Origin of the sequence: Enterobacter sp. 03-F-07-AD-ECC, assembly GCF_047530935.1 — a bacterium.
In the GTDB taxonomy this organism is placed as follows: Bacteria; Pseudomonadota; Gammaproteobacteria; order Enterobacterales; family Enterobacteriaceae; genus Enterobacter; species Enterobacter cloacae.
Genome location: NZ_JBLKBZ010000034.1, coordinates 1 through 26,510, shown reverse-complemented (window position 1 = coordinate 26,510; position 26,510 = coordinate 1). Strand labels below are relative to the sequence as shown.

Genomic DNA, 26,510 nt, shown 5'->3' with positions numbered 1-26,510 from the left:
TGAGCCATGATCAAACTCTTCAATTTAAAAGTTTGATGCTCAATGAATTAAACTTCGTAATGAATTACGTGTTCACTCGTTGAGACTTGGTATTCATTTTTCGTCCGAGGACGTTAAGAATCCATGTCACTTTGAGTGCCCACACAGATTGTCTGATAAATTGTTAAAGAGCAGTTGCGACGCGCTTCAGCGCTCTGTCGCGAGGTGGCGTATATTACGCTTTCCTCTTTCAGAGTCAACCCTGAATTTCAGGATTTTTTCTCTTCAACCGACCGGGTTGTTTGTGAAGTGATTCACATCCGCCGTGTCGATGGAGGCGCATTATAGGGATCCCATTTTTTAGCACAAGTATTTTTTAGATCTTTTTTTCTGACTGATGATTTTCCGCGCTTTTCGCTGAAATCCCGCCCGATCTGCTTAAATATTGACGTATTTTGCCTTGCCTCGATCCAAAAATATGATCAAAGTCTTCTGTATAGCGCTCATCTGTCGAGGTAGATATGTCTGCAGTACTACGTCCGTATAAAGATCTGTTCCCACAAAAAGGCGATCGCGTGATGATCGATGCCAGCAGTGTGGTCATTGGCGATGTCCGAATGGCCGATGATGTCAGCATCTGGCCGCTCGTTGCGATCAGGGGAGATGTTAACTATGTGGCAATAGGCGCACGCACTAATATTCAGGATGGCAGCGTGCTGCATGTCACCCACAAATCCTCATATAACCCGGACGGCAATCCACTTGTTATAGGAGAAGATGTTACCGTCGGCCATAAAGTCATGCTTCACGGCTGCACTATCGGAAACCGGGTGCTGGTAGGCATGGGATCGATCCTGCTGGATGGTGTCATCGTAGAAGATGATGTGATGATTGGTGCCGGGAGTCTTGTCCCTCAACATAAACGGCTCGAAAGCGGTTATCTCTATTTAGGCAGCCCGGTAAAGCAGATCCGCCCCTTAACAGAAGCGGAAAGAGAAGGTCTGAAATATTCAGCGAATAATTACGTGAAATGGAAAGATGAGTATCTGGATCAGGGCAGCCAGACCCAGCCCTGATCGTCTTCCTGCTGATCGCGGATCAAATCGCTGGCTTCTTCTTCAAGATCCCAGCGATTTTCGCAGAACACCTCTAATGGATTTGAGCCACCAAAGCGGCGCTTGAGCGTTTCACCGCTAACGGCACATGTCAGTTGCATCCCATGCACGAGCACCGGGAAACAGACCGCTTGCTTACTCTCATCCCACTGTTCTCTGTCGGGAAAGTGAATCGCCTGGTTCACGCCGTAAGTTCCTGTTTCAGCTTTTCAATGACAGGTTCGACATCAGGTAATACACCGTGCCAGAGCAAAACTGCATGCGCAGCCTGCCCCACCAGCATGCCCAGGCCATCAGCCAGCTGTTTCGCGCCGTGTTGTTCACACCAGCTGAGGAAGGGAGTTTTCCCTTTCTGATAAAACATGTCGTAGCAATAGAGGTGGCTGTTTACCAAAGAGGACGGGATCGCCGGTACTTCCCCACCAATGCCGCTGGAGGTGGCATTAATGATAAGATCAAATTCATGGCGGATAAGATCATCAAGAGCCACCGCGCTCACGCTGCCAGTATGTGCAAACAACGCCGCCAACGCTTCCGCCCGGGAAAAGGTGCGATTGGTTATGGTCACTGCACAATCCAGTGAAAGGAGCGGTAACAGTACGCCTCGCGATGCCCCACCAGCACCAATCAACAGAACCCGGAACCCGGGTTTGATAAATGAGAGTCTTTCCAGATCGCTAAGTAAGCCGATTCCGTCAGTGTTGTCACCCAGAAGGCGTCCATCCTCCAGCCGTTTAAGCGTATTCACGGCACCCGCAAGAGACGCGCGCTCAGTTAATTCATCCGCACGTTCAAAGGCTTCTTCTTTAAAAGGCACCGTCACATTGGCACCTTTACCACCCGCGTCAAAAAAAGCATTCAGGGTAGTAACAAAGGCATCAACAGGTGCCAGCACCCGGCCATAGGGATGATCAATCTGCAGTTGTTCAGCAAACTGCTGATGGATCAGCGGCGACTTGCTGTGTGCGATCGGATTACCAAAAACGGCATAGGTTTCCATCATATTACCCCTGGCGAAAACGTTCGCCGGTCAAGGCGTCGCGGATTTCCGACGGATTAAGACGACCTCCGGTTTCACCGACGGCTACCGGGAAGTCATTCCCGAACTGCGCCAGCACCTCTTCGGTGCTCCGGCAAGGAGGCTGCCCGGTAAGGTTGGCACTGGTTGAGACCAGCGGTTTACCAAACGCCAGACATAGCTCTACCACCAGCGGATGATCGGTGACACGGACAGCGAGGGAATCGAAACGCCCTGTTAACCAGCGTGGCGTAGTTGGCTGCGCCGGGAAAACAAAGGTCACCGGCCCTGGCCACGCCGAAAAGATGGTATCCCGTTGTGCTGGCGTGAGCATGGAATCATCAATATAGGGTTTAAGCTGCTCATAATTAGCAGCGATCAAAATCAATCCTTTTTCGACAGGTCTCTGTTTTAGCGTAAGTAAGCGATTCACAGCTGTCTCGCTGTCAGGATCGCAACCGACCCCAAAGACAGCTTCTGTTGGATAGGCGATGACTTCTTCATTTTTCAGGACCTCCACTGCGTGCGCAATGGATCCTGTTGGCAGGTTATTATTCACTGATTTCATCCGCCGAAACCGGCTTTCCACATTGTTTACTGGCGCAAAAGCGTTTCATACCTTGCGCCGTTTTCTTCTCTATAAGTAACGGATAATCGCAATGAGGGCAGTTACCCGCTACCGGTTTGAAATTGATAACGAACTGGCATTCAGGATAACGATCGCAGGAATGGAAGGTTTTACCAAAACGAGAACGACGCTGTACCAGTTGTCCGCGCTGGCACTGGGGGCAGGCGATTGCCGTTTCATCTGGCTTATCAATTTGTTCCGTATGTTCACATTCAGGATAGCGACTGCAACCAATGAACATACCAAAACGGCCCTGCCGTAACGCCAGTTCGCCTCCACACTTCGGGCAAAGCTGCCCCTCCAGAATTTTAACGATATGTCCGTCCGCCTGGCTTTTCAGGGGACGAACATAATCACATTCCGGATAGTGTGAACAACCGAGAAACGGACCGTGTTTCCCGGACCGAATGACAAGTTCAGCCCCGCACTGTGGGCAGGGCTCGTTTTTATGCACCGTGAACAGTGCTGATTTGGCCATAACAACTCTTGGTGCTGCACATTGAATTAGTGCAGCATACCTTCATTCACTTCAAAGAGTAATTCTTCCATTTGCTGATAGGCATTTTCACAGCCTGGAATATTAAACAGAACCATCAGGATCACCCACTTGAGGTCATCCAGTTCGAACTCTGCCGTATCCAGCGCCATAACGCGCTCTATCACCATTTCTCTTGTTTCGAGGTTTAGCACCTGAATCTGCTCAAGGAATAAGATGAATCCCCGGCAGCTGGCGTCCAGCCTTTCACACTCTTCAGCGGTATAAATGCGCACAGACAATGGGTCAGAAGCAAGCTGCATCGGTTCGGCAAGGCCTTCCTGATAATCAGCCAGTTTTTCCAGCCACATCAACGCATTATAAATATCTTCCCGTTCAAACCCCGCATCGGTAAGATCCTGTGTCAATTTGTCCTGATCCACTCGCATTTCTGCTTCGTTATGGATGTAAGTCTCAAACAAATACATCAGTACGTCGAACATGGCTTGCCCTCCTTAATCGGACATAGCCGCCGGGTACAGCTGCGATCCACCCTGCTAACTCCAGTTCGAGTAGCTGTGCTACCGTTACTGGCACAGGTTGGCCGGCACGTTCAGCGACAACGTCAACAGGTGTTACCTCATCTCCTACGTTAGCCAGGAGGCTGGGAAATGGCAATGCCACCTTCTCCTGATCTGATGAAAAATGTCGCTTTTCGGGTTCGTCTGTTAACCAGTGCAAGCCATATTGCAAATTTTCAAGGATGTCCTCGACGCTCGTCACAGGCGTTGCTCCCTGCTTGATGAGACAGTGGGGGCCCTCACACCCCGGGTTACCTATCGGGCCAGGTAAGGCAAAGACTTCTCGCCCCTGTTCTAGGGCATACCGTGCCGTAACGAGTGAGCCGCTTCTTAAAGCGGCCTCCACCACCAGCACGCCCAGACTCAGACCGCTGATGATTCGGTTACGACGTGGAAAATTTGCCGGCCAGGGCGGCGCTGACAGCGGGAACTCCGACACAATAGCCCCCTCTGATTCGATAAGCCGTGCAGCCAGAGCCTGATGCCGACGGGGATAAATGCTAAAAAGCCCGTTTCCAAGCACCGCGACACTTCGGCCTTTTACAGACAGCGCGGCGTGGTGAGCGACGCCGTCAATACCGCAGGCCAGCCCACTGGTGATCGTGAAACCACTTTGTGAAAGTTGTTCGCACAGGATTTTCCCCCATCGCTCACCGTACCAGGATGGCGCGCGGCTACCCACAACCGCCAGTTGAACGGTATTAAGGACTTCAGGATTGCCTTTAATAAACAATGCGCCGGGGTAGTCAGGGATCGTGCGAAGTATAGGGGGATAACGAGGATCATCCGCCGTCAGCAGATGGTTCTCCGGCTGTTCAAGCCACGCCAGATTTCGTTGCAGTTCATTTTCATCAAGCGCAAAGAACTGTTGAGCCTGTTTTGTTGACAGCCCGGCATCTCTGACAACGGCATCATCAATCCTTGTCTGCATAAGTAGTCGCGCTGCCGCTGCGAGCATCTGATCACCACACAGAGAACCTGTGTGGATTAGCCGTAACCATATCTCCGTGGACGTCATCCTATTCCCTGCCATAAGCAGCCTCTGCAATCATTGCGATTGGTCACGGATGCTGTCAATCGATGGGGGATTTGTCTAGAATAGAGATAGTATTCTTATCAACTCCTGAACACGACTCTGGAAATTTATGGCAGTTTTGCAAGTGTTACATATTCCGGACGAGCGCCTTCGCATCGTCGCTGAACCGGTCAAAGAAGTGAATGCAGAAATTCAGCGTATCGTTGATGATATGTTCGATACCATGTACGCCGAAGAAGGCATTGGTCTTGCGGCAACTCAGGTGGACATTCACAAGCGTATTATCGTGATCGACGTTTCTGAGAATCGCGATGGCCGTCTGGTGCTGATCAACCCTGAGCTGTTGGAAAAGAGCGGTGAAACAGGTATTGAGGAAGGTTGTCTGTCCATTCCTGAACAGCGTGCTTTAGTTCCACGTGCCGAAAAAGTGAAAATTCGCGCCCTGGATCGTGAAGGCAACCCGTTCGAACTGGAAGCAGACGATCTGCTGGCGATTTGTATTCAGCATGAGATGGATCACCTGGTCGGTAAACTGTTTATCGATTACCTCTCACCACTGAAGCAGCAGCGTATTCGTCAGAAAGTAGAGAAACTGGATCGTTTGCGCTCCCGCGCATAACATCCCCCCGGATACAAGGATCATCGTGTCTAAAACACTACGTATTATCTTCGCGGGTACCCCTGATTTTGCAGCGCGTCATCTTGACGCGCTGTTATCTTCTGGCCACCAGGTTGTTGGCGTGTTTACCCAACCGGATCGCCCGGCAGGCCGTGGTAAAAAGCTCATGCCCAGCCCGGTGAAAGTGCTGGCAGAAGAACATGGGTTAGCCGTTTACCAGCCCGCATCCTTACGACCTCAGGAAAATCAGGAACTTGTTGCCGATCTCAATGCTGATGTCATGGTGGTGGTGGCTTACGGCTTAATTCTGCCAAAAGTCGTGCTTGATATGCCTCGTCTGGGGTGTGTCAACGTACATGGTTCGTTGCTTCCACGCTGGCGTGGCGCGGCACCGATCCAGCGCTCGCTGTGGGCGGGTGATGCTGAAACCGGCGTCACCATCATGAAGATGGATGTAGGTTTAGACACCGGCGACATGTTGTATAAACTGGCCTGTCCAATTACCGCCGACGACACCAGTGCCACGCTGTATGACAAACTGGCGGATCTGGGTCCACAAGGACTCATCAAAACCTTGCAGCAGCTTGCTGATAATACGGCTACCCCTGAAGTTCAGGATGAGACCCTGGTGACCTACGCCGAAAAACTCAGCAAAGAAGAGGCGCGGGTCGACTGGTCCCTCTCCGCCGCACAGCTTGAGCGTTGCATTCGCGCCTTTAATCCATGGCCAATGAGCTGGATGGTTATCGATGAGCAACCCGTTAAAGTCTGGAAAGCGTCCGTCATTGAAGGCAATACGTCTGCTGAGCCGGGTACAATTATCGAAGCCAGCAAAAATGGTATCCAGGTGGCAACCTCGGAAGGGATCCTGAATCTGGAATCACTGCAGCCCGCGGGTAAAAAGGCAATGAGTGCTCAGGATCTGTTAAATTCCCGTCGCGAATGGTTTATCCCTGGCTCTCGCCTTGCCTGAGCAAATTTATTCTTAAGGCCCGGTGTTTCCGGGCATTTTTATTTTTACGGTTATGAAAAAACAAAATCTACGCAGTCTGGCGGCACAGGCCGTTGAGCAGGTTGTCGAGCAGGGTCAATCACTGAGTAATGTCCTGCCTCCACTGCAGCAAAAAGTGTCCGACAAAGACAAAGCTCTGCTTCAGGAGCTCTGTTTTGGCGTCCTGCGCACCCTTTCTCAGCTTGAATGGCTGATTAATAAGCTGATGTCGCGCCCAATGACCGGTAAGCAGCGTACCGTGCATTATTTGATTATGGTTGGCTTCTATCAGCTTCTTCATACCCGCATCCCACCTCATGCTGCGTTGGCTGAGACGGTAGAAGGTGCCGTCGCGATTAAACGTCCCCAGCTCAAAGGGCTGATCAACGGCGTACTGCGTCAGTTCCAGCGTCAACAGGAAGAACTTCTGGCAGAATTTGCAAAAAGCGAAACCCGTTTCCTTCATCCTGACTGGCTTCTGAATCGCCTCAAAAAAGCGTATCCGCAGCGGTGGCAGGATATTGCTGACGCAAATAATCAACGTCCGCCGATGTGGTTACGCGTTAACCGTAATCATCATACCCGCGATGCATGGCTGGCCTTGCTGGAAGAAGCCGGAATGAGTGGATTCGCGCATGATGCTTATCCTGATGCCGTGCGTTTAGCCTCCCCTGTGCCGGTGCATGCCTTACCCGGATTCGATGAAGGCTGGGTAACCGTTCAGGATGCATCTGCTCAGGGCTGTATGACATGGCTCGAACCCAAAAATGGCGAACAGATCCTCGACCTGTGTGCCGCGCCTGGGGGCAAAACAACGCATATTCTGGAAGTCGCACCGCAGGCCAGCGTAATGGCTGTGGATGTTGATGAGCAGCGACTTTCGCGTGTCTACGACAACCTTAAGCGTTTAGGTATGAAGGCGCAGGTCAAGCAAGGCGACGGACGTAAGCCCGCAGAATGGTGCGGCGAGACTCAATTCGACCGCATTTTGCTGGACGCTCCCTGCTCGGCAACCGGCGTTATTCGTCGTCACCCGGACATTAAGTGGCTGCGTCGCGACCGTGATATTAAGGAGCTTGCGCAGCTGCAATCCGAGATCCTTGACGCTATCTGGCCACACCTGAAGCCTGGCGGAACGCTGGTCTATGCCACCTGTTCCATTCTTCCGGAAGAGAATAGCCAGCAAATTTCAGCCTTCCTTAAACGCACTCCTGGCGCTACGCTGCGCGATACGGGGACACCGGAGCACCCGGGCCAGCAGAACCTGCCCGGCGCTGAAGAGGGTGATGGCTTCTTTTACGCTAAGCTAATCAAAGAGTGATGTTGAGAACAGGTCACGAGATATGAAGATTATCATTCTGGGCGCAGGACAGGTCGGCGGGACGCTGGCGGAAAACCTTGTAGGTGAAAACAACGACATTACGATCGTCGATACCAACGGCGATCGACTGCGCGTTCTGCAGGATAAATTTGACCTTCGCGTTGTGCAGGGGCACGGTTCGCATCCACGTGTCCTCCGTGAAGCCGGTGCTGACGATGCCGATATGTTAGTGGCCGTGACCAGCTCGGATGAGACCAATATGGTCGCTTGTCAGGTGGCCTATTCGCTTTTCAACACGCCTAACCGAATTGCCCGTATCCGCTCCCCGGATTATGTCCGCGATGCGGAAAAACTCTTTAACTCAGAAGCGGTACCAATCGACCACCTTATCGCACCAGAACAGCTGGTTATCGATAATATTTATCGCCTGATCGAATATCCCGGTGCACTGCAGGTCGTGAACTTTGCAGAAGGGAAAGTGAGTCTGGCCGTCGTTAAGGCCTATTATGGCGGTCCGTTGATAGGAAACGCGCTGTCTACGATGCGCGAACATATGCCGCATATCGATACCCGCGTCGCAGCCATTTTCCGTCACGACAGACCGATTCGACCTCAGGGCTCGACCATTGTCGAAGCAGGAGATGAAGTTTTCTTCATTGCTGCCTCTCAACATATTCGTGCCGTTATGAGTGAACTTCAGCGCCTCGAAAAGCCCTATAAACGCATCATGCTGGTCGGCGGGGGTAATATCGGCGCAGGTCTCGCTCGCCGTCTGGAAAAAGACTATAGCGTGAAGTTGATCGAGCGCGATCAACAGCGCGCCTCTGAACTTGCTGAAAAACTACAAAACACGATCGTGTTTTATGGCGATGCATCAGATCAGGAATTACTGGCAGAAGAGCATATCGATCAAGTTGATCTGTTTATTGCCGTCACCAACGACGATGAAGCAAATATTATGTCCGCCATGCTCGCCAAGCGCATGGGAGCAAAAAAGGTCATGGTACTTATTCAGCGTCGTGCCTATGTTGACCTGGTGCAGGGGAGCGTAATTGATATTGCGATTTCACCGCAGCAGGCAACGATTTCCGCACTGTTGAGCCACGTTCGTAAAGCAGACATTGTTGGTGTGTCCTCACTGCGTCGCGGCGTCGCTGAAGCCATTGAAGCTGTCGCTCACGGTGATGAAACCACATCGCGCGTGGTGGGACGCGCCATCGATGAAATTAAGCTGCCACCCGGCACAATTATCGGCGCCGTAGTACGCGGGAATGATGTCATGATTGCCAATGATAATTTGCGTATTGAACAAGGCGATCACGTTATTATGTTCCTGACCGATAAAAAATTTATTACCGACGTCGAACGTTTATTCCAGCCAAGTCCATTCTTCCTGTAATGATTCAGGTGCTCGCGATAGAGCACCTGAGTATTATCCTTCTGATTCCTGTGCCTTTTATTTTCATAACGTTTATTTATCCCCAATGGCAATTAGCTAATCATTTGTTAAACTTATAGTCGTCAGCTGGCACAAGGAGAACATAATGAGTTTTGTTAAAGAATTTCGCGAATTTGCGATGCGCGGAAATGTGGTGGATTTGGCAGTGGGTGTCATTATTGGTGCAGCGTTCGGCAAGATCGTTTCATCTTTAGTGGCTGATATCATCATGCCACCTTTAGGGCTATTAATTGGGGGCATTGATTTCAAACAATTCGCCTTCACGCTTCGGGAAGCACAGGGGGATATCCCGGCAGTGGTGATGCACTATGGCGTGTTTATTCAGAACGTATTTGATTTCGTGATCGTCGCGTTTGCCATTTTTATGGCCATCAAGCTTATCAACAAGCTCAACCGTAAAAAAGAAGAGCCTGCTGCAGCACCCGCGCCTACGAAAGAAGAAGTATTACTGACTGAAATTCGCGATCTGTTAAAAGAGCAGAATAACCGCGTTTAACAGCTAAAAGCAGGAAGGCCAGTGGTAAATAAGCGATTCGCTTGCTTGCCACTGGCCTCCCAGTTACCCCGTTTTGCATGTTTGTTTTTACGCAGATAACTTCCCTTCCCTTTTTTGTTCTTTTCAACTCGCTGTCGAAAAAGCGGGTCGTGAAGCAAAGCCTCAATGGCATTATCTTTAATTTGTCCCTTCGTATGTTGATAGTGACTCATAATTTCTCCTGAGCATGATTAATGTCGAGGGGAGTCTAGACCCGGACTGATAAAAAATCAACAACCCCGGGTTTCCCCACTTGCCCCTTGTTCAAGGGCCTCCAGAATAGAACAATAGACACTGCTGTGAGCCGTACCACAGCACGCATCATTCAACCTTTGCAAAGAGCGCTGCATGGTTTGCAGTTCCTGAATACGCGCTTCAACTTCATCCAGCCTGGCCTGAACAATGCTTTTCGATTCCTGGCAGGTGTGATGTGCCGGATCGATACGGATCGACAATAACTCACGGATCGAATCCAGCGTGAATCCCAGTTGGCGTGCATAACGAATAAACCGCAGCCGTTGCAGATCGTTGTCGGTATAGAGCCGGAACCCACCTTCGGTTCGCACCTCGTGATCAATCATCTGCTGTTTTTCATAGTAACGGATGGTATCCGGCGTCACGTTAGCAAGCTTTGCAAGTTCACCGATACGATACATGGCTATTCCTCGTTTATTTTCTGCATCAGTCTTTCACTATACTCGCCATGCAGAAAATCAGTCGCAATTCCTGCCTGTCGTAGCTTGAGTTCAACCAGAGCCAACCGCCGGCTTAGTTCTCCATGACGGGGATCGTCTTTCCGTATCCCTTTTAGCAGGTCAGTAAGCTCAATCGCCTCTTTGCGCTGTTCAAGCTCGGGAGGCAGACACCCCGCATTTTTCAGTAAGCGATATCCAGCCCGTAGTTCAGGGGGTATATGCGAATCATCTTCCAGTATTAGCGGTTCACCGCTACCGGACAGGTTATCGAATTCGCCTTTTGTTTGGGCATCGCGAATATGGCGTTCTGCCCACTGGTCGAGCAACCACATCATAAACTCCAGGGGATGAACAAAATTAATACAGATATTGTAGAGAAGTGGGGATAGTGCGGATATAAAAAAACCCGCCGGAGCGGGTTTTTTTACGTTACTGCAGATTACTCTGCAGCAGCTTCTGCTTTCGACTCAGAACGATCAACCAGCTCGATGTAAGCCATCGGAGCGTTGTCGCCTGCACGGAAGCCACACTTCAGAATGCGAGTGTAACCACCGGCACGGCTCGCGAAACGCGGGCCCAGCTCGTTAAACAGTTTTGCCACGATCTCGTTATCACGAGTACGGGCGAATGCCAGACGACGATTAGCAACGCTGTCAGTCTTGGCAAGAGTAATCAGCGGCTCAACTACACGACGCAGCTCTTTCGCTTTAGGCAGGGTCGTCTTGATGATTTCATGACGAACCAGTGAACCTGCCATGTTGCGGAACATAGCCTGGCGATGGCTGCTGTTGCGGTTCAGTTGACGACCACTCTTACGATGGCGCATGACCTTATCCTTCTCAGTAAAACCTTAACCTGTGATCCGGTTACTCGTCAGCAATGCTTGCTGGTGGCCAGTTTTCCAGGCGCATGCCCAGAGACAGACCACGTGAAGCCAGCACGTCTTTAATCTCAGTAAGAGATTTTTTACCCAGGTTCGGCGTTTTCAGCAACTCAACCTCGGTACGCTGTACCAGATCACCGATATAGTGGATAGCTTCTGCCTTGAGGCAGTTAGCAGAGCGGACAGTCAATTCGAGATCGTCAACAGGGCGCAGCAGGATCGGATCGAATTCTGGTTTCTCTTCTTTCACTTCCGGCTGACGTACATCACGTAAGTCAACGAAAGCTTCCAGTTGTTCTGCCAGGATGGTTGCCGCACGACGAATCGCCTCTTCAGGATCGATTGTGCCATTGGTTTCCATTTCGATGACCAGCTTGTCCAGGTCGGTACGCTGTTCTACACGCGCTGCTTCAACATTGTAGGCAATACGCTCTACAGGGCTGTAGCATGCGTCGACCAGCAGACGGCCGATTGGGCGCTCATCTTCTTCCGAATGAATTCGGGCAGAAGCCGGCACATAACCACGACCGCGCTGAACTTTGATACGCATGCTAATAGCTGCGTTCTCATCGGTCAGGTGGCAGATCACGTGCTGCGGCTTGACGATTTCAACATCACCGTCGTGGGTGATGTCGGCTGCAGTCACAGGGCCAATGCCAGATTTATTCAGAGTAAGAATAACTTCATCTTTACCCTGAACTCTCACCGCCAGCCCTTTCAGGTTGAGCAGGATTTCAAGGATATCTTCCTGAACGCCTTCTTTGGTGCTGTACTCATGAAGTACACCATCAATCTCAACCTCGGTCACCGCGCAACCCGGCATCGATGAGAGCAGAATACGGCGCAGTGCGTTACCCAGAGTATGGCCAAAGCCACGCTCTAAAGGCTCAAGGGTCACCTTGGCGTGCGTCGAACTCACTTGCTCGATATCTACCAGGCGCGGTTTTAGAAACTCTGTCACAGAACCCTGCATTGTGTCCTCTCTTTGGTACTAAGCTTTACTTGGAGTAAAGCTCGACGATCAGGTGTTCGTTAATGTCCGCAGACAGATCAGAACGTTCTGGCTGACGCTTGAACGTACCTTCCATCTTGCCAGCATCAACTTCCAGCCAGGTTGGCTTTTCACGCTGCTCAGCCAGCTCCAGAGCGGCTTTCACGCGAGATTGCTTTTTCGCTTTCTCACGAATGCTAACAACGTCATTCGCTTTAACCTGATAAGAAGCGATGTTAACAACACGACCGTTTACCATGATTGCTTTGTGGCTAACCAGCTGGCGTGATTCAGCACGAGTAGCGCCGAAGCCCATACGGTATACAACGTTGTCCAGACGACCTTCCAGCAGAGCCAGCAGGTTTTCACCTGTGTTGCCTTTCAGACGTGCTGCTTCTTTATAGTAGTTACGGAACTGACGCTCCAGCACACCGTAGATACGGCGAACTTTTTGCTTTTCACGCAACTGCACACCATAGTCAGACAGACGCGGTTTACGCGCACCGTGCTGGCCAGGAGCTTGTTCAATTTTACACTTGGTATCGATCGCGCGAACGCCAGACTTAAGGAATAAGTCGGTGCCCTCACGACGGCTCAGCTTGAGCTTAGGACCCAAATATCTTGCCATTTTCTATCTCCAACTAACCTAAAAAACGAGCGTTATACGCGACGTTTTTTCGGCGGACGACAACCGTTATGAGGGATCGGAGTCACATCAGTAATATTAGTGATGCGGAAACCAGCGGCGTTCAGAGCGCGAACAGTAGATTCACGACCCGGACCCGGACCTTTAACCATAACTTCCAGATTCTTGATGCCGTATTCTTTTACGGCTTCTGCGCAACGCTCTGCTGCAACCTGAGCTGCAAACGGAGTGGATTTGCGAGAACCACGGAAACCGGAACCACCGGCTGTTGCCCAACCCAATGCGTTACCCTGACGATCAGTAATAGTAACGATGGTGTTGTTGAAAGAAGCATGGATATGAGCCACGCCGTCAGAGACTTGTTTTCTTACACGTTTACGTGCACGAATTGGTGCCTTTGCCATTATTCAATCACCCCGATTATTTCTTGATCGGTTTGCGCGGACCCTTACGGGTACGTGCGTTGGTCTTAGTACGCTGACCGCGCACTGGCAGACCACGACGATGACGCAAACCGCGATAGCAACCAAGATCCATCAGGCGCTTGATGCTCATGCTGATTTCACGGCGCAGATCACCTTCAACGACAAATTTGGCAACTTCGTCACGCAGCGTGTCGATTTGTCCTTCAGACAGCTCACTGATCTTAACATCTTCAGCGATACCCGCTGCAGCCAGGATGGCTTTAGAACGGGTCTTGCCGATGCCGTAGATCGAAGTTAATGCGATCACAGCATGTTTCTGATCAGGAATGTTAATGCCTGCTATACGGGCCACTATGCACTCCTACTATTTAATATGTACGCACCATGCTGAAAAGCCCGTTTTCAGGATACTCAAATGGAAACGTACAGACATACAAAAGATTGGCTGGCTAATCTAGCCAGCTCAACCCAACTTTGCAAGAAAAATATGCGAAATAATCAGCCTTGGCGCTGTTTATGCTTCGGCTCGGCACTGCAAATCACACGGATGACACCATCACGCTTAACGATTTTGCAGTTACGGCATAATTTCTTGACGGAAGCACGAACTTTCATTTTTACTCTCCGTAACTTCTCAGGCGACCAATTAGCGGCCGTAGCCTTTCAGGTTCGCCTTCTTCAATGCAGACTCATACTGACTGGACATCATCAGAGTTTGCACTTGAGCCATAAAGTCCATAATCACGACAACAACGATAAGCAGTGAGGTCCCACCGAAGTAGAACGGTACTTTCATTGCATCACGCATGAACTCCGGGATCAGGCAGATAAAAGTAATATAAAGCGCACCAACCAAAGTCAGGCGAGTCATTACTTTATCGATATACTTCGCCGTTTGCTCTCCCGGACGAATTCCTGGTACAAATGCACCGGACTTCTTCAGGTTATCTGCTGTTTCACGCGGGTTGAAGACCAACGCCGTGTAGAAGAAACAGAAGAAGATGATCGCAGACGCATAGAGTAACACATAAAGTGGTTGCCCAGGCTGCAAATACAGCGAAATTGTTGTCAGCCAGTTCCAACCAGTACCGCCCCCGAACCATGACGCGATGGTTGCCGGGAACAGAATAATACTGGAAGCGAAGATCGCCGGGATTACCCCTGCCATATTCACTTTCAGCGGCAAATGTGTGCTCTGTGCAGCATAGACACGACGACCCTGCTGACGTTTCGCGTAGTTCACCACAATGCGGCGTTGACCACGTTCAACGAAGACAACAAAGAACGTCACTGCAAATACTAATACTGCAACCAACAGCAACAGGAGGAAGTGCAGGTCGCCTTGACGCGCTTGCTCGATAGTATGGGCGATGGCTGGCGGGAGACCCGCAACAATACCGGCGAAGATAATGATTGAGATACCGTTACCGATACCACGTTCAGTGATCTGTTCGCCGAGCCACATCAGGAACATTGTCCCTGTGACCAGACTAACAACAGCGGTGAAATAGAATGCAAAGCCTGGGTTTAAGACCAGGCCCTGCATACCAGGCATATTCGGAAGACCGGTAGCAATACCGATCGACTGGAATATTGCCAGCACCAGAGTACCGTAGCGGGTGTACTGACTAATCTTACGACGTCCAGACTCCCCTTCTTTCTTCAGTTCTGCCAGGGCCGGATGAACGACCGTCAGCAGCTGGATAATAATGGATGCCGAAATATACGGCATAATACCCAGCGCGAAGATAGAAGCACGGCTGAGAGCACCACCAGAGAACATGTTAAACATTTCAATGATGGTGCCTCGCTGTTGCTCAAGCAGTTTGGCAAGTACAGCGGCATCGATACCAGGGATCGGAATAAAAGAGCCAATACGGAACACAATCAGCGCGCCGATTACAAACAGCAGTCTGCGTTTCAGCTCACCAAATCCACCTTTGGCACTTTGAAAATCTAATCCCGGTTGCTTAGCCATCTGCTACTTATTCCTCAATTTTACCGCCAGCAGCTTCGATAGCAGCACGAGCACCTTTAGTAACACGCAGGCCACGAACAGTTACCGGAGTAGAAACTTCACCAGCCAGGATCACTTTCGCGAACTCGATCTGGATACCGATAATGTTAGCTGCTTTCAGCGTGTTCAGGTCTACAACGCCGCCTTCAACTTTCGCCAGGTCAGACAGACGGACTTCCGCTGTGATCGCTGCTTTGCGAGAAGTGAAGCCGAACTTCGGCAGACGACGGTACAGTGGCATCTGGCCACCCTCGAAACCGCGACGTACGCCACCGCCAGAACGAGAGTTCTGACCTTTGTGACCACGACCACCGGTTTTGCCGAGGCCAGAACCGATACCACGACCCAGGCGTTTACCCGCCTTTTTAGAGCCTTCGGCCGGAGACAGAGTATTTAAACGCATCTCTTACTCCTCAACTTTAACCATGAAGTAAACCGCGTTGACCATACCGCGAACAGCAGGAGTATCCTCGCGCTCAACGGTATGACCAATACGACGCAGACCCAGGCCAAGCAGCGTTGCCTTGTGTTTCGGCAGACGACCGATTGCACTGCGGGTTTGAGTGATTTTAATAGTCTTTGCCATGGTCAATTACCCCAGAATTTCTTCAACGGATTTACCACGCTTGGCAGCGACCATTTCTGGAGAATTCATATTTTCCAGGCCATCAATAGTTGCACGAACCACGTTGATCGGGTTGGTGGAACCGTATGCTTTAGCCAGAACGTTATGAACCCCAGCAACTTCCAGAACGGCGCGCATTGCACCACCGGCGATAATACCGGTACCTTCTGAAGCTGGCTGCATGAATACACGAGAACCCGTGTGAACACCTTTAACTGGGTGCTGCAGGGTGCCGTTGTTCAGCGCGACGTTAATCATATTGCGACGGGCTTTTTCCATCGCTTTCTGGATCGCTGCTGGAACTTCACGCGCTTTACCGTAACCAAAACCAACGCGACCGTTACCATCGCCAACTACAGTCAGAGCTGTGAAGGAGAAAATACGACCACCTTTAACGGTTTTAGATACGCGGTTTACCGCGATCAGCTTTTCCTGCAGTTCGCCAGCTTGTTTTTCGATGTGAGCCATCTTACACCTCTACCTTAGAACTGAAGGCCAGCTTCACGGGCAGCATCTGCCAGTGCCTGGACACGACCATGATATTGGAACCCGGAACGGTCAAAGGATACATTGCTGATGCCTTTTTCCAGAGCGCGTTCAGCAACAGCTTTACCTACAGCTGCAGCAGCGTCTTTGTTACCGGTGTACTTCAATTGTTCTGCGATAGCTTTTTCTACAGTAGAAGCAGCTACCAGAACTTCAGAACCGTTCGGTGCAATTACCTGTGCGTAAATGTGACGCGGGGTACGATGTACCACCAGGCGAGTTGCACCCAGCTCTTTGAGCTTGCGGCGTGCGCGGGTCGCACGACGGATACGAGCAGATTTCTTATCCATAGTGTTACCTTACTTCTTCTTAGCCTCTTTGGTACGCACGACTTCGTCGGCGTAACGAACACCCTTGCCTTTATAAGGCTCAGGACGACGGTAGGCGCGCAGATCTGCTGCAACCTGGCCAATCAGCTGTTTATCAGCGCCTTTCAGCACGATTTCAGTCTGAGTTGGACATTCTGCAGTGATACCGGCCGGCAGCGGATGCTCAACAGGGTGAGAGAAGCCCAGAGACAGGCCTACTGCATTCCCTTTGATCGCTGCACGATAACCTACACCAACCAGCTGCAGCTTCTTAGTGAAGCCTTCGGTAACACCGATAACCATTGAGTTCAGCAGGGCACGCGCGGTACCAGCCTGAGCCCAGCCGTCTGCGTAACCATCACGCGGACCGAAGGTCAGAGCATTATCTGCATGTTTAACTTCAACAGCATCGTTGAGAGTACGAGTCAGCTCGCCGTTTTTACCTTTGATCGTAATAACCTGACCGTTGATTTTTACATCAACGCCGGCAGGAACAACGACCGGTGCTTTAGCAACACGAGACATTTTTTCCTCCGATTAGGCTACGTAGCAGATAATTTCGCCGCCAAGACCAGCCTGGCGCGCTGCACGATCAGTCATAACACCTTTAGAGGTAGAAACAACTGCGATACCCAGACCGGCCATAACTTTTGGCAGCTCATCTTTTTTCTTATAGATGCGCAGACCTGGGCGGCTGACACGCTGAATGCTTTCTACAACAGCTTTACCCTGGAAGTACTTAAGAGTCACTTCCAGTTCCGGCTTGGTGTCGCCTTCAACTTTAAAATCTTCAATAAAACCTTCGTCCTTCAGCACGTTGGCGATTGCCACTTTCAGCTTGGAGGAAGGCATGGTGACCGCAGCTTTATTCGCGGCCTGACCGTTACGGATACGGGTCAGCATATCCGCGATCGGATCTTGCATGCTCATCTGTCTTTACTCCCGTGATTCAATTGGTGACAATTACCAGCTAGCCTTTTTCAAGCCTGGCACTTCACCGCGCATGGCGGCTTCACGCAGCTTAATACGGCTCAACCCGAACTTGCCCACATAACCATGTGGACGACCTGTTTGACGGCAGCGGTTACGCTGACGAGACGGGCTGGAATCACGCGGCAGAGTTTGCAGCTTGAGAACTGCGTTCCAACGATCTTCGTCGGAAGCGTTCACATCAGAGATGATCGCTTTCAGTTCAGCGCGTTTAGCGAAGAATTTATCAGCTAAAGCTACGCGTTTTACTTCGCGTGCTTTCATTGATTGCTTAGCCATTCAGTAACCCTACCTTACTTGCGGAACGGGAAGTCAAAGGCAGCCAGCAGAGCACGGCCTTCTTCGTCAGATTTCGCAGTAGTGGTAATGGTAATATCCAAACCACGCACGCGGTCGACTTTATCGTAGTCGATTTCTGGGAAGATGATCTGCTCACGGACACCCATGCTGTAGTTACCACGACCGTCGAATGACTTAGCGGACAGGCCACGGAAGTCACGGATACGAGGTACAGCAATAGTGATCAGGCGCTCAAAGAACTCCCACATGCGTTCGCCACGCAGAGTTACTTTACAGCCGATCGGATAGCCCTGACGGATTTTGAAGCCTGCAACTGATTTGCGTGCTTTGGTGATCAGCGGTTTTTGACCGGAGATTGCTGTCAGGTCAGCTGCTGCGTTATCCAGCAGTTTCTTGTCAGCGATCGCTTCACCAACACCCATGTTCAGGGTGATCTTCTCGACCCGAGGGACTTGCATGACAGAATTGTAGTTAAACTCAGTCATGAGTTTCTTAACTACTTCGTCTTTGTAGTAATCATGCAGTTTCGCCATCGTACTACTCCAAATTACTTGATAGTTTCGCTGTTAGACTTGAAGAAACGGACTTTTTTGCCGTCTTCGAATCTAAAGCCTACACGGTCAGCCTTGCCGGTTGCCGCATTGAAGATTGCAACGTTAGAAACCTGAATAGCAGCTTCTTTTTCAACGATGCCGCCTGGTTGGTTCAGGGCCGGAACCGGCTTCTGATGTTTCTTAACCAGGTTGATACCTTCAACAATGACCTTGCCGGAAGACAGGACATTTTTTACTTTACCGCGTTTACCTTTATCTTTACCGGTTAACACGATAACTTCGTCATCACGACGGATTTTCGCTGCCATGATTCGCTCCTTAGAGTACTTCTGGTGCCAGAGAGATAATTTTCATGAACTTCTCAGTACGAAGTTCACGAGTTACCGGCCCAAAGATACGCGTGCCGATTGGCTGCTCGCTGTTATTGTTCAAAATAACGCATGCATTACCATCGAAGCGAATGACAGAACCGTCAGGGCGACGAACACCCTTCTTGGTGCGCACCACTACCGCTTTCAGCACATCACCTTTTTTGACCTTACCACGTGGAATTGCTTCTTTGATGGTGATCTTGATGATGTCGCCTACGCCTGCGTAGCGACGGTGCGAGCCACCCAGAACCTTGATACACATTACGCGACGTGCACCGGAGTTGTCGGCGACGTTCAGCATAGTCTGTTCTTGGATCATTTTAGTGCTCCGCTAATGTCAACTACTACCTGAGACTCTAAAATCAGAGCCGTTAAAAAGCCCCATATCGAGGGCGCGGCATTATAACACCGCTTCTGCAATATGGGTAGAAAAAATAAACGGCTCATCGCTGAGCCGTTTATTCGTATCGAGAACGGGTACTGTATTACAGAACCGCTTTCTCTACAACGCGAACCAGCGTCCAGGACTTAGTCTTGGACAGTGGACGGCATTCACGGATTTCAACCTTGTCGCCGATACCACATTCGTTGTTCTCGTCATGTACGTGCAGTTTGGTCGTACGCTTGATGAATTTACCGTAGATCGGGTGTTTCACAATGCGTTCGATAGCAACAACGATGGATTTCTCCATTTTGTCGCTAACAACACGACCTTGCAGAGTACGGATTTTATCGGTCATTACGCACCCGCCTTCTCAGTCAGTAAAGTCTTAACGCGTGCAACATTGCGACGCACTTGCTTCAGCAGGTGGGTCTGTTGCAGCTGGCCACTTGCAGCCTGCATACGCAGGTTGAACTGCTCGCGCAGCAGGTTCAGCAGCTCAGCGTTCAGCTCTTCAACGCTCTTTTCACGCAGCTCTTTTGCTTTCATTACATCACCGTCTTAGTTACAAAGGTGGTTTTGATAGGCAGTTTCGCTGCTGCCAGGCCGAAGGCTTCACGGGCCAGCTCTTCCGGAACACCGTCCATTTCATACAGGACTTTGCCCGGTTGGATCAAGGCAACCCAGTACTCCACGTTACCTTTACCTTTACCCATACGAACTTCCAGCGGCTTCTCGGTGATCGGTTTGTCCGGGAATACACGGATCCAGATCTTACCTTGACGCTTAACTGCACGGGTCATTGCACGACGTGCTGCTTCGATCTGACGTGCAGTCAGACGACCACGGCCAACAGCTTTCAGACCGAAAGTGCCGAAGCTAACATCCGTACCCTGCGCCAGACCACGGTTGCGGCCTTTGTGCACTTTACGGAATTTTGTACGCTTTGGTTGTAACATCAGCGACGCTCCTTATTTACGGCCTTTACGCTGCTGCTTTTTAGGTTGAGCAGCCGGTTTTTCCGGTTGTTCAACAGCAGCCATACCACCCAGGATCTCACCTTTGAAGATCCATACCTTAACGCCGATTACACCGTAAGTGGTGTGCGCTTCAGAGGTGTTGTAGTCGATGTCAGCACGCAGAGTGTGCAGCGGTACGCGACCTTCACGGTACCATTCGGTACGTGCGATTTCCGCGCCGCCCAGACGGCCGCTAACTTCAACTTTGATACCTTTAGCGCCCAGACGCATTGCGTTCTGTACAGCACGCTTCATAGCACGACGGAACATAACACGACGTTCCAGCTGAGAAGTGATGCTGTCAGCAACCAATTTAGCGTCCAGTTCAGGCTTACGAACTTCAGCGATATTGATCTGTGCAGGAACGCCAGCGATATCCGCTACGACCTTGCGCAGTTTTTCTACGTCTTCGCCTTTCTTACCGATAACGATGCCAGGACGAGCAGTGTGAATAGTCACACGGATGCTCTTAGCTGGACGCTCGATAACGATACGAGATACAGACGCTTTAGCCAGTTCCTTCGTCAGGTACTGACGTACTTTAAAATCGCTGTCCAGGTTGTCAGCGAATTCTTTGGTGTTCGCAAACCAGGTAGAGTTCCATGGTTTTACAATACCCAGGCGAATACCATTAGGATGTACTTTCTGACCCATTGCTAGTCTCCAGAGTCTCAGCGATCGGACACAACCACAGTAATGTGGCTGGTGCGCTTCAGGATGCGATCTGCACGACCTTTCGCACGCGGCATAATGCGCTTCATGCTTGGGCCTTCATCTACGAAAATTTTCGCGACTTTCAGATCGTCGATGTCAGCGCCATCGTTGTGTTCAGCGTTAGCAATGGCAGATTCCAGTACTTTCTTGACCAATACCGCAGCTTTCTTGTTGGTATAGGTCAGGATGTCCAGGGCCTGCGACACTTTCTTACCGCGAATCAGGTCAGCAACAAGGCGAACCTTCTGTGCAGAAGAACGAGCATGGCGATGTTGAGCTAAAGTTTCCATCTCTTCCTCCTACCTTATTTCTTCTTCGCTTTTTTATCAGCAGCGTGGCCGCGATAAGTACGAGTCGGTGCGAATTCACCCAGTTTGTGACCAACCATTTCGTCGGTAACAAAGACTGGAACGTGCTGACGACCATTATGGACAGCGATGGTCAAACCGATCATGTTAGGAAAGATCGTTGAACGACGGGACCAAGTGCGCAGGGGCTTCTTGTCTCCGCTTTCCACCGCTTTCTCTACCTTCTTCAGCAAGTGCAGGTCAATAAAAGGACCTTTCTTGAGAGAACGTGGCATGGCTTATCCTCTAAAATTATTTGCTACGGCGACGTACGATAAATTTATCAGTACGCTTGTTGCTGCGGGTCTTCTTACCTTTGGTCTGAACGCCCCACGGAGTTACCGGGTGCTTACCAAAGTTACGACCTTCACCACCACCATGTGGGTGGTCTACTGGGTTCATCGCAGTACCGCGAACGGTAGGACGAACACCACGCCAGCGTGCAGCACCAGCTTTACCCAGAACGCGCAGCATATGCTCAGCATTGCCAACTTCGCCCAGAGTAGCGCGGCAGTCTGCTTCGACTTTACGCATTTCACCAGAACGCAGACGCAGGGTGACATAAGCACCGTCACGCGCAACGATCTGAACGTAAGTACCCGCGGAACGCGCCAGCTGACCGCCTTTACCTGGTTTCATTTCTACGTTATGAACGGTAGAACCAACCGGGATATTGCGCATCGGCAGGGTGTTGCCTGCTTTGATTGCAGCATCAACGCCAGACTGAATCTGGTCGCCAGCTTTCAGGCCTTTAGGGGCCAGGATGTAACGGCGTTCGCCGTCTTTGTACAGAACCAGCGCGATGTTCGCGGAACGGTTCGGATCGTACTCAAGACGCTCAACAACTGCTGGGATACCGTCTTTGTTGCGTTTGAAGTCAACAATACGATAAGCCTGCTTGTGGCCACCACCGATGTGACGAGTGGTGATACGGCCATTGTTGTTACGACCACCGGATTTGCTGTTTTTTTCCAGCAACGGAGCAAAAGGTTTGCCCTTGTGCAGCTCAGGGTTAACCACTTTAACTACGTGGCGACGACCCGGAGATGTCGGTTTACATTTAACAACTGCCATTGTATTACTCCTCCGACTTACTCAGCGCCGCCAACGAAGTCCAGGTTCTGGCCTTCTTTCAGGGTGACGTAAGCTTTTTTCCAGTCGCTACGACGACCGATACGCTGTCCGTGACGTTTAACTTTCCCTTTAACTACCAGGGTGTTAACGACTTCGACTTCGACTTCAAACAGTTTCTGCACAGCAGCTTTGATCTCTGCTTTGGTCGCGTCTTTAGCAACTTTGAGAACGATGGTGTTTGTTTTTTCCATCGCAGTAGACGCTTTTTCAGAAACGTGCGGTGCGCGCAGCACCTTCAGCAGACGTTCTTCACGAATCATGCCAGCATCTCCTCAACTTGCTTAACAGCATCAGCAGTCATTACGACTTTGTCGAAGGCGATCAGGCTAACCGGGTCGATACCAGTCGCGTCGCGTACGTCAACCTTGTGCAGGTTGCGCGCGGCCAGGAACAGGTTCTCGTCCAGCTCACCGGTGATGATCAGCACATCTTCCAGAGCCATGTCTTTCAGTTTCTGTGCCAGCAGCTTAGTTTTAGGCGCTTCTACAGAGAACTTCTCGACAACGATCAGACGATCCTGACGTACCAGCTCGGACAGGATGCTTTTCAGCGCGCCGCGGTACATCTTTTTGTTAACTTTTTGACTGTGGTCCTGTGGACGCGCAGCGAAGGTCACGCCACCTGAACGCCAGATCGGGCTCTTGATAGAACCTGAACGCGCACGGCCGGTACCTTTCTGGCGCCATGGCTTTTTGCCAGAACCAGTTACTTCAGCACGAGTCTTCTGAGCACGAGTACCCTGACGAGCACCAGCTGCATAAGCAACAACAACCTGGTGAACCAGCGCTTCGTTGAAATCACGACCGAAGGTAGTTTCGGAAACAGTCAGCGCGCTCTGCGCGTCTTTCAATACTAATTCCATTGCTATCCCCTTACGCCTTCACAGCTGGTTTAACGATCAGGTCGCTACCGGTTGCACCCGGGACCGCACCTTTAACCAGCAGCAGGTTGCGCTCAGCGTCAACACGTACTACGTCCAGGCTCTGAACAGTTACACGTTCGTTGCCCAGCTGACCTGCCATTTTCTTGCCTTTGAACACTTTGCCCGGAGTCTGGTTCTGACCGATAGAACCCGGAACGCGGTGAGACAAGGAGTTACCGTGAGTAGCGTCCTGGGTACGGAAGTTCCAGCGCTTAACGGTACCAGCAAAACCTTTACCTTTAGAGGTACCGGTTACGTCAACTTTTTTAACGTCAGCAAACAGCTCAACGCTAATGTCCTGACCTACGGTGAACTCTTCGCCTTCAGCAAGACGGAATTCCCACAGACCACGGCCAGCTTCAACGCCAGCTTTAGCGAAGTGACCCGCTTCTGGTTTGGTTACACGGTTAGCTTTTTTAGCACCAGTGGTAACCTGAATAGCGCGGTAGCCATCGTTAGCCAGATCTTTAACCTGAGTAACGCGGTTTGCTTCAACTTCGATTACGGTTACTGGGATAGAAACGCCATCTTCAGTGAAGATGCGGGTCATACCCACTTTTTTACCGACTAAACCAATCATTGTTTCAACCTCTCAATCGCTCGATGACCTGATTAACCCAGGCTGATCTGCACGTCTACACCGGCAGCCAGATCCAGACGCATCAGAGCATCAACGGTTTTCTCAGTTGGCTCAACGATGTCAACCAGACGCTTGTGAGTGCGGATTTCGTACTGATCACGCGCGTCTTTGTTCACGTGCGGGGAGATCAGAACGGTGAAGCGCTCTTTGCGGGTCGGCAGCGGGATCGGACCACGGACTTGCGCACCAGTGCGCTTAGCAGTCTCGACGATTTCCGCGGTTGATTGATCGATCAGACGATGATCAAACGCTTTAAGGCGGATACGGATTCTTTGGTTCTGCATGAGACCAGAGCTCCAATTATTTTATAAACGAAAATGATTACTCCTCAAACCCATTACGATTGATGGGAGAGTGTAACCGTTCTTACGTAGCTCCCCAATTGGGAGCATTGTTGAGTAACAAAATGAGTCACTCCGGTTCAGATTGAACCCGCCGTCAATTACGACAAGCCCGCGCATTATACGTAAATCTGGGCAAGACGCAAGTGCCGTTTAGAATTTAAGCGCTAAAGGTGTACCTTGCGTAAGGCCTCGCACTATTTTCTGCAATCCGTCCCCTTTCTTCTGTTCTTATGAAACCACTACGCAATTACATTTTTTGGCTATTGCCAGGCATTCGTGGTGTGGAGAGTATGCGCTGAAATTCACCTTGAGGTTTCGTTCATGCTTACTCTCCTCCCCTTCCTGCTCATCTATTTTGTTCTCTCATGTTTACTGGTGCGTGAAGATATTCGCTCAGGCATTCTCCCTGATAAATATCTCTGTCCCCTGTTATGGGCTGGTTTGCTCTATCAACTCTGTCTTCACCCTGATTTTCTGCCTGGCGCAGTGGTCGGGGCGATGGCAGGGTATGTCGGCTTTGCCATGATCTACTGGGGTTATCGGCTAATATTTCGCCGTGAAGGGATGGGCTATGGCGATGTGAAGTATCTTTCAGCGCTCGGTGCATGGCATGGTTGGTGCGTGTTACCCGAACTGGCACTGGTTGCCGCACTATTGGCGCTGCTCTACCTTCTTATGACTTCGTTGTTCAACCCTGCCAGACGGACATTAAAAAACCCACTGCCTTTTGGGCCATTTCTGGCGGCAGCGGGTTTATGTGTAGGTTGGCAGACGCTGGTTAATCTTCCACTTTAATCTGCGACTGGAGATAGTTTTGCAGGCCAATTTTGCCAATGAGATCCAGCTCGGTTTCCAGCCAGTCGATATGCCCTTCTTCATCGGCCAGAATCTGGATCATCATATCGCGGCTAACGTAGTCATGGACGCTGTCTGCGTAGGCAATAGCTTCGCGAAGGTCTTTTGCGCCTTCAAGTTCAAGTCTGAGATCGGATCGCAGCATCTCTTCAACATCTTCACCGATGCCGAGTTTACCGAGGTCCTGCAGGTTGGGGATGCCTTCGAGAAATAAAATACGCTCGATATATTTATCGGCATGTTTCATCTCATCGATGGATTCGTGATACTCAACGTCGTTGAGGCGCATGAGGCCCCAGTTTTTAAACATTCTCGCATGGAGAAAATACTGATTGATTGCGACAAGCTCATTTCCCAATAATTTATTGAGATAACTTATGATTTTAACATCACCTTTCATTATATAGTCCCTCCGCTTCCACTCATTGAAGCGTAGATCGGGCTACAGGGATGTCAAAAAAAAGATGGGCGCTTACGCGATCTCTTTGTATTCCGGGATCTGCATCAGTTCATCCTGCATGATTTCACGCGCTGCGCGTACGCATTTACCGCATTGATTTCCCACTGGAACAAACTTGCGAAGTTGCTGGAAGGACTGTGGCTGAAACTGGCGAACGGCCTGACGTATTTTTTTGTCACTCACACCATTACATAAACAAACGTACATAAAGACTCCCGTTCAAAATATGCGCAAAGTGTAAGTGAGAATGGTTATGATTACAATAGCACAAACGCCAGTATACGGGGCGGGAGCAAACAAAAAATGCGAAAATTTGTGACAAGTACACACGCTAAGAAAACAAAAAAGGACGCCGAAGCGTCCTTTTTTTATTCGGGGATAATTAATTAGCCCAGAACTTTAGCAACAACGCCCGCGCCAACGGTACGGCCGCCTTCACGGATTGCGAAACGCAGACCGTCGTCCATCGCGATTGGGTGGATCAGAGTCACAACCATCTTGATGTTGTCGCCTGGCATTACCATCTCTACGCCTTCTGGCAGTTCGATGGTACCGGTCACGTCAGTTGTACGGAAGTAGAACTGT

At 50.5% G+C, this 26,510-nt stretch carries 46 protein-coding genes and 1 pseudogene; 7 read left to right on the top strand and 40 right to left on the bottom strand.

The window, feature by feature from the left end; translation table 11 throughout:
- Nucleotides 1-500 precede the first annotated feature (500 nt).
- Complete coding sequence (locus ACMWKA_RS24315; protein ID WP_038986042.1) at nucleotides 501-1,055, top strand: gamma carbonic anhydrase family protein; 555 nt, start codon at nucleotides 501-503, stop codon at nucleotides 1,053-1,055.
- Here the strand turns inward: ACMWKA_RS24315 and ACMWKA_RS24310 are convergent.
- From ACMWKA_RS24310 to dprA, 6 genes are read right to left on the bottom strand one after another with little or no spacing between them, the layout of a single operon-like run.
- Nucleotides 1,031-1,279, bottom strand: coding sequence for a DUF1488 domain-containing protein (locus ACMWKA_RS24310; RefSeq protein ID WP_020684886.1), 249 nt, complete (start codon nucleotides 1,277-1,279; stop codon nucleotides 1,031-1,033). The two genes, ACMWKA_RS24315 and ACMWKA_RS24310, sit on opposite strands and share 25 nt — an antisense overlap.
- The gene (gene aroE / locus ACMWKA_RS24305; RefSeq protein WP_045902257.1) at nucleotides 1,276-2,094 is read right to left on the bottom strand and encodes a shikimate dehydrogenase; all 819 of its coding nucleotides are present in this window, start codon (nucleotides 2,092-2,094) and stop codon (nucleotides 1,276-1,278) included. The genes ACMWKA_RS24310 and aroE overlap by 4 nt, the downstream gene beginning before the upstream one ends.
- A gap of 4 nt (nucleotides 2,095-2,098) precedes the next feature.
- Entirely contained in the window at nucleotides 2,099-2,671 is a 573-nt protein-coding gene (gene tsaC, locus ACMWKA_RS24300) for an L-threonylcarbamoyladenylate synthase type 1 TsaC (RefSeq protein ID WP_038420961.1), read from the bottom strand.
- A complete protein-coding gene (locus tag ACMWKA_RS24295; protein WP_028028147.1) occupies nucleotides 2,664-3,218 on the bottom strand; it encodes a type I DNA topoisomerase in 555 nt (184 codons plus the stop codon). Before ACMWKA_RS24295 ends, tsaC begins: the two co-directional genes overlap by 8 nt.
- Nucleotides 3,219-3,244: 26 nt before the next feature.
- Nucleotides 3,245-3,718, bottom strand: coding sequence for a DUF494 family protein Smg (gene smg, locus ACMWKA_RS24290; protein ID WP_013099011.1), 474 nt, complete (start codon nucleotides 3,716-3,718; stop codon nucleotides 3,245-3,247).
- Nucleotides 3,690-4,814 (bottom strand): DNA-protecting protein DprA, encoded by a 1,125-nt coding sequence (dprA, locus tag ACMWKA_RS24285; RefSeq protein WP_248048931.1) that lies wholly within the window; start codon nucleotides 4,812-4,814, stop codon nucleotides 3,690-3,692. The genes smg and dprA overlap by 29 nt, the downstream gene beginning before the upstream one ends.
- A 127-nt stretch (nucleotides 4,815-4,941) precedes the next feature.
- Here dprA and def point away from each other — a divergent pair, with 127 nt between their 5' ends.
- The 5 genes from def (at nucleotide 4,942) to mscL (ending at nucleotide 9,718) form a co-directional block, all read left to right on the top strand.
- Entirely contained in the window at nucleotides 4,942-5,451 is a 510-nt protein-coding gene (def, locus tag ACMWKA_RS24280; protein ID WP_013099013.1) for a peptide deformylase, read from the top strand.
- Nucleotides 5,452-5,476: 25 nt separating this feature from the next.
- The gene (gene fmt, locus ACMWKA_RS24275) at nucleotides 5,477-6,424 is read left to right on the top strand and encodes a methionyl-tRNA formyltransferase (RefSeq protein ID WP_248048928.1); all 948 of its coding nucleotides are present in this window, start codon (nucleotides 5,477-5,479) and stop codon (nucleotides 6,422-6,424) included.
- A 52-nt stretch (nucleotides 6,425-6,476) separates the two neighbouring features.
- The gene (gene rsmB / locus ACMWKA_RS24270; protein ID WP_038420962.1) at nucleotides 6,477-7,763 is read left to right on the top strand and encodes a 16S rRNA (cytosine(967)-C(5))-methyltransferase RsmB; all 1,287 of its coding nucleotides are present in this window, start codon (nucleotides 6,477-6,479) and stop codon (nucleotides 7,761-7,763) included.
- A 22-nt stretch (nucleotides 7,764-7,785) separates the two neighbouring features.
- The gene (gene trkA, locus ACMWKA_RS24265) at nucleotides 7,786-9,162 is read left to right on the top strand and encodes a Trk system potassium transporter TrkA (protein WP_013099016.1); all 1,377 of its coding nucleotides are present in this window, start codon (nucleotides 7,786-7,788) and stop codon (nucleotides 9,160-9,162) included.
- 145 nt (nucleotides 9,163-9,307) lie between these two features.
- A complete protein-coding gene (mscL, locus tag ACMWKA_RS24260) occupies nucleotides 9,308-9,718 on the top strand; it encodes a large-conductance mechanosensitive channel protein MscL (RefSeq protein ID WP_013099017.1) in 411 nt (136 codons plus the stop codon).
- Here mscL and ACMWKA_RS24255 read toward each other — a convergent pair.
- From ACMWKA_RS24255 to rpsJ, 31 genes are all read right to left on the bottom strand, one after another.
- Nucleotides 9,715-9,930 (bottom strand): alternative ribosome-rescue factor A, encoded by a 216-nt coding sequence (locus ACMWKA_RS24255; RefSeq protein WP_013099018.1) that lies wholly within the window; start codon nucleotides 9,928-9,930, stop codon nucleotides 9,715-9,717. The two genes, mscL and ACMWKA_RS24255, sit on opposite strands and share 4 nt — an antisense overlap.
- Before the next feature lie 57 nt (nucleotides 9,931-9,987).
- Nucleotides 9,988-10,413 carry a Zn(2+)-responsive transcriptional regulator gene (zntR, locus tag ACMWKA_RS24250; protein ID WP_013099019.1) on the bottom strand — a complete coding sequence of 142 codons (426 nt, stop codon included), beginning with the start codon at nucleotides 10,411-10,413 and terminating at the stop codon, nucleotides 9,988-9,990.
- A 2-nt stretch (nucleotides 10,414-10,415) separates the two neighbouring features.
- On the bottom strand, nucleotides 10,416-10,784 hold the full coding sequence (locus ACMWKA_RS24245) for a DUF1992 domain-containing protein (protein WP_013099020.1): 369 nt from the start codon (nucleotides 10,782-10,784) through the stop codon (nucleotides 10,416-10,418).
- A 107-nt stretch (nucleotides 10,785-10,891) separates the two neighbouring features.
- The gene (rplQ, locus tag ACMWKA_RS24240) at nucleotides 10,892-11,278 is read right to left on the bottom strand and encodes a 50S ribosomal protein L17 (protein ID WP_001216372.1); all 387 of its coding nucleotides are present in this window, start codon (nucleotides 11,276-11,278) and stop codon (nucleotides 10,892-10,894) included.
- 40 nt (nucleotides 11,279-11,318) lie between these two features.
- On the bottom strand, nucleotides 11,319-12,308 hold the full coding sequence (locus ACMWKA_RS24235) for a DNA-directed RNA polymerase subunit alpha (RefSeq protein ID WP_002919219.1): 990 nt from the start codon (nucleotides 12,306-12,308) through the stop codon (nucleotides 11,319-11,321).
- A gap of 25 nt (nucleotides 12,309-12,333) precedes the next feature.
- On the bottom strand, nucleotides 12,334-12,954 hold the full coding sequence (gene rpsD / locus ACMWKA_RS24230) for a 30S ribosomal protein S4 (RefSeq protein ID WP_003863314.1): 621 nt from the start codon (nucleotides 12,952-12,954) through the stop codon (nucleotides 12,334-12,336).
- 32 nt (nucleotides 12,955-12,986) lie between these two features.
- The gene (rpsK, locus tag ACMWKA_RS24225) at nucleotides 12,987-13,376 is read right to left on the bottom strand and encodes a 30S ribosomal protein S11 (RefSeq protein WP_003031137.1); all 390 of its coding nucleotides are present in this window, start codon (nucleotides 13,374-13,376) and stop codon (nucleotides 12,987-12,989) included.
- 16 nt (nucleotides 13,377-13,392) lie between these two features.
- Entirely contained in the window at nucleotides 13,393-13,749 is a 357-nt protein-coding gene (rpsM, locus tag ACMWKA_RS24220) for a 30S ribosomal protein S13 (RefSeq protein WP_013099021.1), read from the bottom strand.
- A 146-nt stretch (nucleotides 13,750-13,895) separates the two neighbouring features.
- Nucleotides 13,896-14,012: a 50S ribosomal protein L36 gene (gene rpmJ, locus ACMWKA_RS24215; protein WP_000868187.1), complete on the bottom strand. Its 117-nt coding sequence runs from the start codon at nucleotides 14,010-14,012 to the stop codon at nucleotides 13,896-13,898.
- 31 nt (nucleotides 14,013-14,043) lie between these two features.
- A complete protein-coding gene (gene secY / locus ACMWKA_RS24210) occupies nucleotides 14,044-15,375 on the bottom strand; it encodes a preprotein translocase subunit SecY (RefSeq protein WP_003863305.1) in 1,332 nt (443 codons plus the stop codon).
- Nucleotides 15,376-15,382: 7 nt separating this feature from the next.
- Nucleotides 15,383-15,817 carry a 50S ribosomal protein L15 gene (gene rplO / locus ACMWKA_RS24205; RefSeq protein WP_013099022.1) on the bottom strand — a complete coding sequence of 145 codons (435 nt, stop codon included), beginning with the start codon at nucleotides 15,815-15,817 and terminating at the stop codon, nucleotides 15,383-15,385.
- Nucleotides 15,818-15,820: 3 nt separating this feature from the next.
- Entirely contained in the window at nucleotides 15,821-16,000 is a 180-nt protein-coding gene (gene rpmD / locus ACMWKA_RS24200; protein ID WP_003863301.1) for a 50S ribosomal protein L30, read from the bottom strand.
- Between the two features lie 6 nt (nucleotides 16,001-16,006).
- Nucleotides 16,007-16,507, bottom strand: a complete 501-nt coding sequence (gene rpsE / locus ACMWKA_RS24195) for a 30S ribosomal protein S5 (RefSeq protein ID WP_003863299.1) — start codon at nucleotides 16,505-16,507, stop codon at nucleotides 16,007-16,009.
- Nucleotides 16,508-16,521: 14 nt separating this feature from the next.
- On the bottom strand, nucleotides 16,522-16,875 hold the full coding sequence (gene rplR / locus ACMWKA_RS24190; RefSeq protein WP_013099023.1) for a 50S ribosomal protein L18: 354 nt from the start codon (nucleotides 16,873-16,875) through the stop codon (nucleotides 16,522-16,524).
- A gap of 9 nt (nucleotides 16,876-16,884) precedes the next feature.
- On the bottom strand, nucleotides 16,885-17,418 hold the full coding sequence (gene rplF, locus ACMWKA_RS24185) for a 50S ribosomal protein L6 (RefSeq protein WP_013099024.1): 534 nt from the start codon (nucleotides 17,416-17,418) through the stop codon (nucleotides 16,885-16,887).
- Nucleotides 17,419-17,430: 12 nt separating this feature from the next.
- Nucleotides 17,431-17,823 carry a 30S ribosomal protein S8 gene (gene rpsH / locus ACMWKA_RS24180; protein WP_013099025.1) on the bottom strand — a complete coding sequence of 131 codons (393 nt, stop codon included), beginning with the start codon at nucleotides 17,821-17,823 and terminating at the stop codon, nucleotides 17,431-17,433.
- Between the two features lie 33 nt (nucleotides 17,824-17,856).
- Nucleotides 17,857-18,162: a 30S ribosomal protein S14 gene (gene rpsN / locus ACMWKA_RS24175; protein ID WP_013099026.1), complete on the bottom strand. Its 306-nt coding sequence runs from the start codon at nucleotides 18,160-18,162 to the stop codon at nucleotides 17,857-17,859.
- A 14-nt stretch (nucleotides 18,163-18,176) separates the two neighbouring features.
- Entirely contained in the window at nucleotides 18,177-18,716 is a 540-nt protein-coding gene (rplE, locus tag ACMWKA_RS24170) for a 50S ribosomal protein L5 (protein WP_001096202.1), read from the bottom strand.
- 14 nt (nucleotides 18,717-18,730) lie between these two features.
- Entirely contained in the window at nucleotides 18,731-19,045 is a 315-nt protein-coding gene (rplX, locus tag ACMWKA_RS24165) for a 50S ribosomal protein L24 (protein WP_000729185.1), read from the bottom strand.
- Nucleotides 19,046-19,055: 10 nt separating this feature from the next.
- Entirely contained in the window at nucleotides 19,056-19,427 is a 372-nt protein-coding gene (rplN, locus tag ACMWKA_RS24160; protein ID WP_002919748.1) for a 50S ribosomal protein L14, read from the bottom strand.
- A 166-nt stretch (nucleotides 19,428-19,593) separates the two neighbouring features.
- Nucleotides 19,594-19,848, bottom strand: a complete 255-nt coding sequence (gene rpsQ, locus ACMWKA_RS24155; RefSeq protein WP_008503489.1) for a 30S ribosomal protein S17 — start codon at nucleotides 19,846-19,848, stop codon at nucleotides 19,594-19,596.
- Entirely contained in the window at nucleotides 19,848-20,039 is a 192-nt protein-coding gene (rpmC, locus tag ACMWKA_RS24150; RefSeq protein ID WP_013099027.1) for a 50S ribosomal protein L29, read from the bottom strand. The genes rpsQ and rpmC overlap by 1 nt, the downstream gene beginning before the upstream one ends.
- Nucleotides 20,039-20,449 carry a 50S ribosomal protein L16 gene (gene rplP / locus ACMWKA_RS24145; protein ID WP_002919759.1) on the bottom strand — a complete coding sequence of 137 codons (411 nt, stop codon included), beginning with the start codon at nucleotides 20,447-20,449 and terminating at the stop codon, nucleotides 20,039-20,041. The genes rpmC and rplP overlap by 1 nt, the downstream gene beginning before the upstream one ends.
- Before the next feature lie 12 nt (nucleotides 20,450-20,461).
- Nucleotides 20,462-21,163, bottom strand: coding sequence for a 30S ribosomal protein S3 (gene rpsC / locus ACMWKA_RS24140; protein ID WP_000529945.1), 702 nt, complete (start codon nucleotides 21,161-21,163; stop codon nucleotides 20,462-20,464).
- 17 nt (nucleotides 21,164-21,180) lie between these two features.
- Nucleotides 21,181-21,513 carry a 50S ribosomal protein L22 gene (gene rplV / locus ACMWKA_RS24135; RefSeq protein ID WP_002919773.1) on the bottom strand — a complete coding sequence of 111 codons (333 nt, stop codon included), beginning with the start codon at nucleotides 21,511-21,513 and terminating at the stop codon, nucleotides 21,181-21,183.
- A 14-nt stretch (nucleotides 21,514-21,527) separates the two neighbouring features.
- Nucleotides 21,528-21,806: a 30S ribosomal protein S19 gene (rpsS, locus tag ACMWKA_RS24130; RefSeq protein WP_001138117.1), complete on the bottom strand. Its 279-nt coding sequence runs from the start codon at nucleotides 21,804-21,806 to the stop codon at nucleotides 21,528-21,530.
- 16 nt (nucleotides 21,807-21,822) lie between these two features.
- On the bottom strand, nucleotides 21,823-22,644 hold the full coding sequence (gene rplB / locus ACMWKA_RS24125; RefSeq protein ID WP_000301859.1) for a 50S ribosomal protein L2: 822 nt from the start codon (nucleotides 22,642-22,644) through the stop codon (nucleotides 21,823-21,825).
- 17 nt (nucleotides 22,645-22,661) lie between these two features.
- Nucleotides 22,662-22,964 (bottom strand): 50S ribosomal protein L23, encoded by a 303-nt coding sequence (gene rplW, locus ACMWKA_RS24120; RefSeq protein WP_000617546.1) that lies wholly within the window; start codon nucleotides 22,962-22,964, stop codon nucleotides 22,662-22,664.
- A complete protein-coding gene (gene rplD / locus ACMWKA_RS24115) occupies nucleotides 22,961-23,566 on the bottom strand; it encodes a 50S ribosomal protein L4 (protein ID WP_000424395.1) in 606 nt (201 codons plus the stop codon). Before rplD ends, rplW begins: the two co-directional genes overlap by 4 nt.
- Nucleotides 23,567-23,576: 10 nt before the next feature.
- Entirely contained in the window at nucleotides 23,577-24,206 is a 630-nt protein-coding gene (gene rplC, locus ACMWKA_RS24110) for a 50S ribosomal protein L3 (RefSeq protein ID WP_003863274.1), read from the bottom strand.
- 32 nt (nucleotides 24,207-24,238) lie between these two features.
- Entirely contained in the window at nucleotides 24,239-24,550 is a 312-nt protein-coding gene (gene rpsJ / locus ACMWKA_RS24105; RefSeq protein WP_001181005.1) for a 30S ribosomal protein S10, read from the bottom strand.
- 381 nt (nucleotides 24,551-24,931) lie between these two features.
- Between rpsJ and ACMWKA_RS24100 the strand changes: the two genes are divergently transcribed.
- A complete protein-coding gene (locus ACMWKA_RS24100; protein ID WP_057072483.1) occupies nucleotides 24,932-25,405 on the top strand; it encodes a prepilin peptidase in 474 nt (157 codons plus the stop codon).
- Here ACMWKA_RS24100 and bfr read toward each other — a convergent pair.
- From bfr to tuf, 3 genes and pseudogenes are all read right to left on the bottom strand, one after another.
- Complete coding sequence (bfr, locus tag ACMWKA_RS24095) at nucleotides 25,389-25,865, bottom strand: bacterioferritin (RefSeq protein ID WP_013099029.1); 477 nt, start codon at nucleotides 25,863-25,865, stop codon at nucleotides 25,389-25,391. The genes ACMWKA_RS24100 and bfr overlap by 17 nt on opposite strands.
- 72 nt (nucleotides 25,866-25,937) lie before the next feature.
- Nucleotides 25,938-26,132 carry a bacterioferritin-associated ferredoxin gene (gene bfd / locus ACMWKA_RS24090; RefSeq protein WP_008503493.1) on the bottom strand — a complete coding sequence of 65 codons (195 nt, stop codon included), beginning with the start codon at nucleotides 26,130-26,132 and terminating at the stop codon, nucleotides 25,938-25,940.
- Nucleotides 26,133-26,311: 179 nt separating this feature from the next.
- Nucleotides 26,312-26,510 (bottom strand): annotated as a pseudogene (gene tuf, locus ACMWKA_RS24085) (elongation factor Tu); the annotation flags it as partial.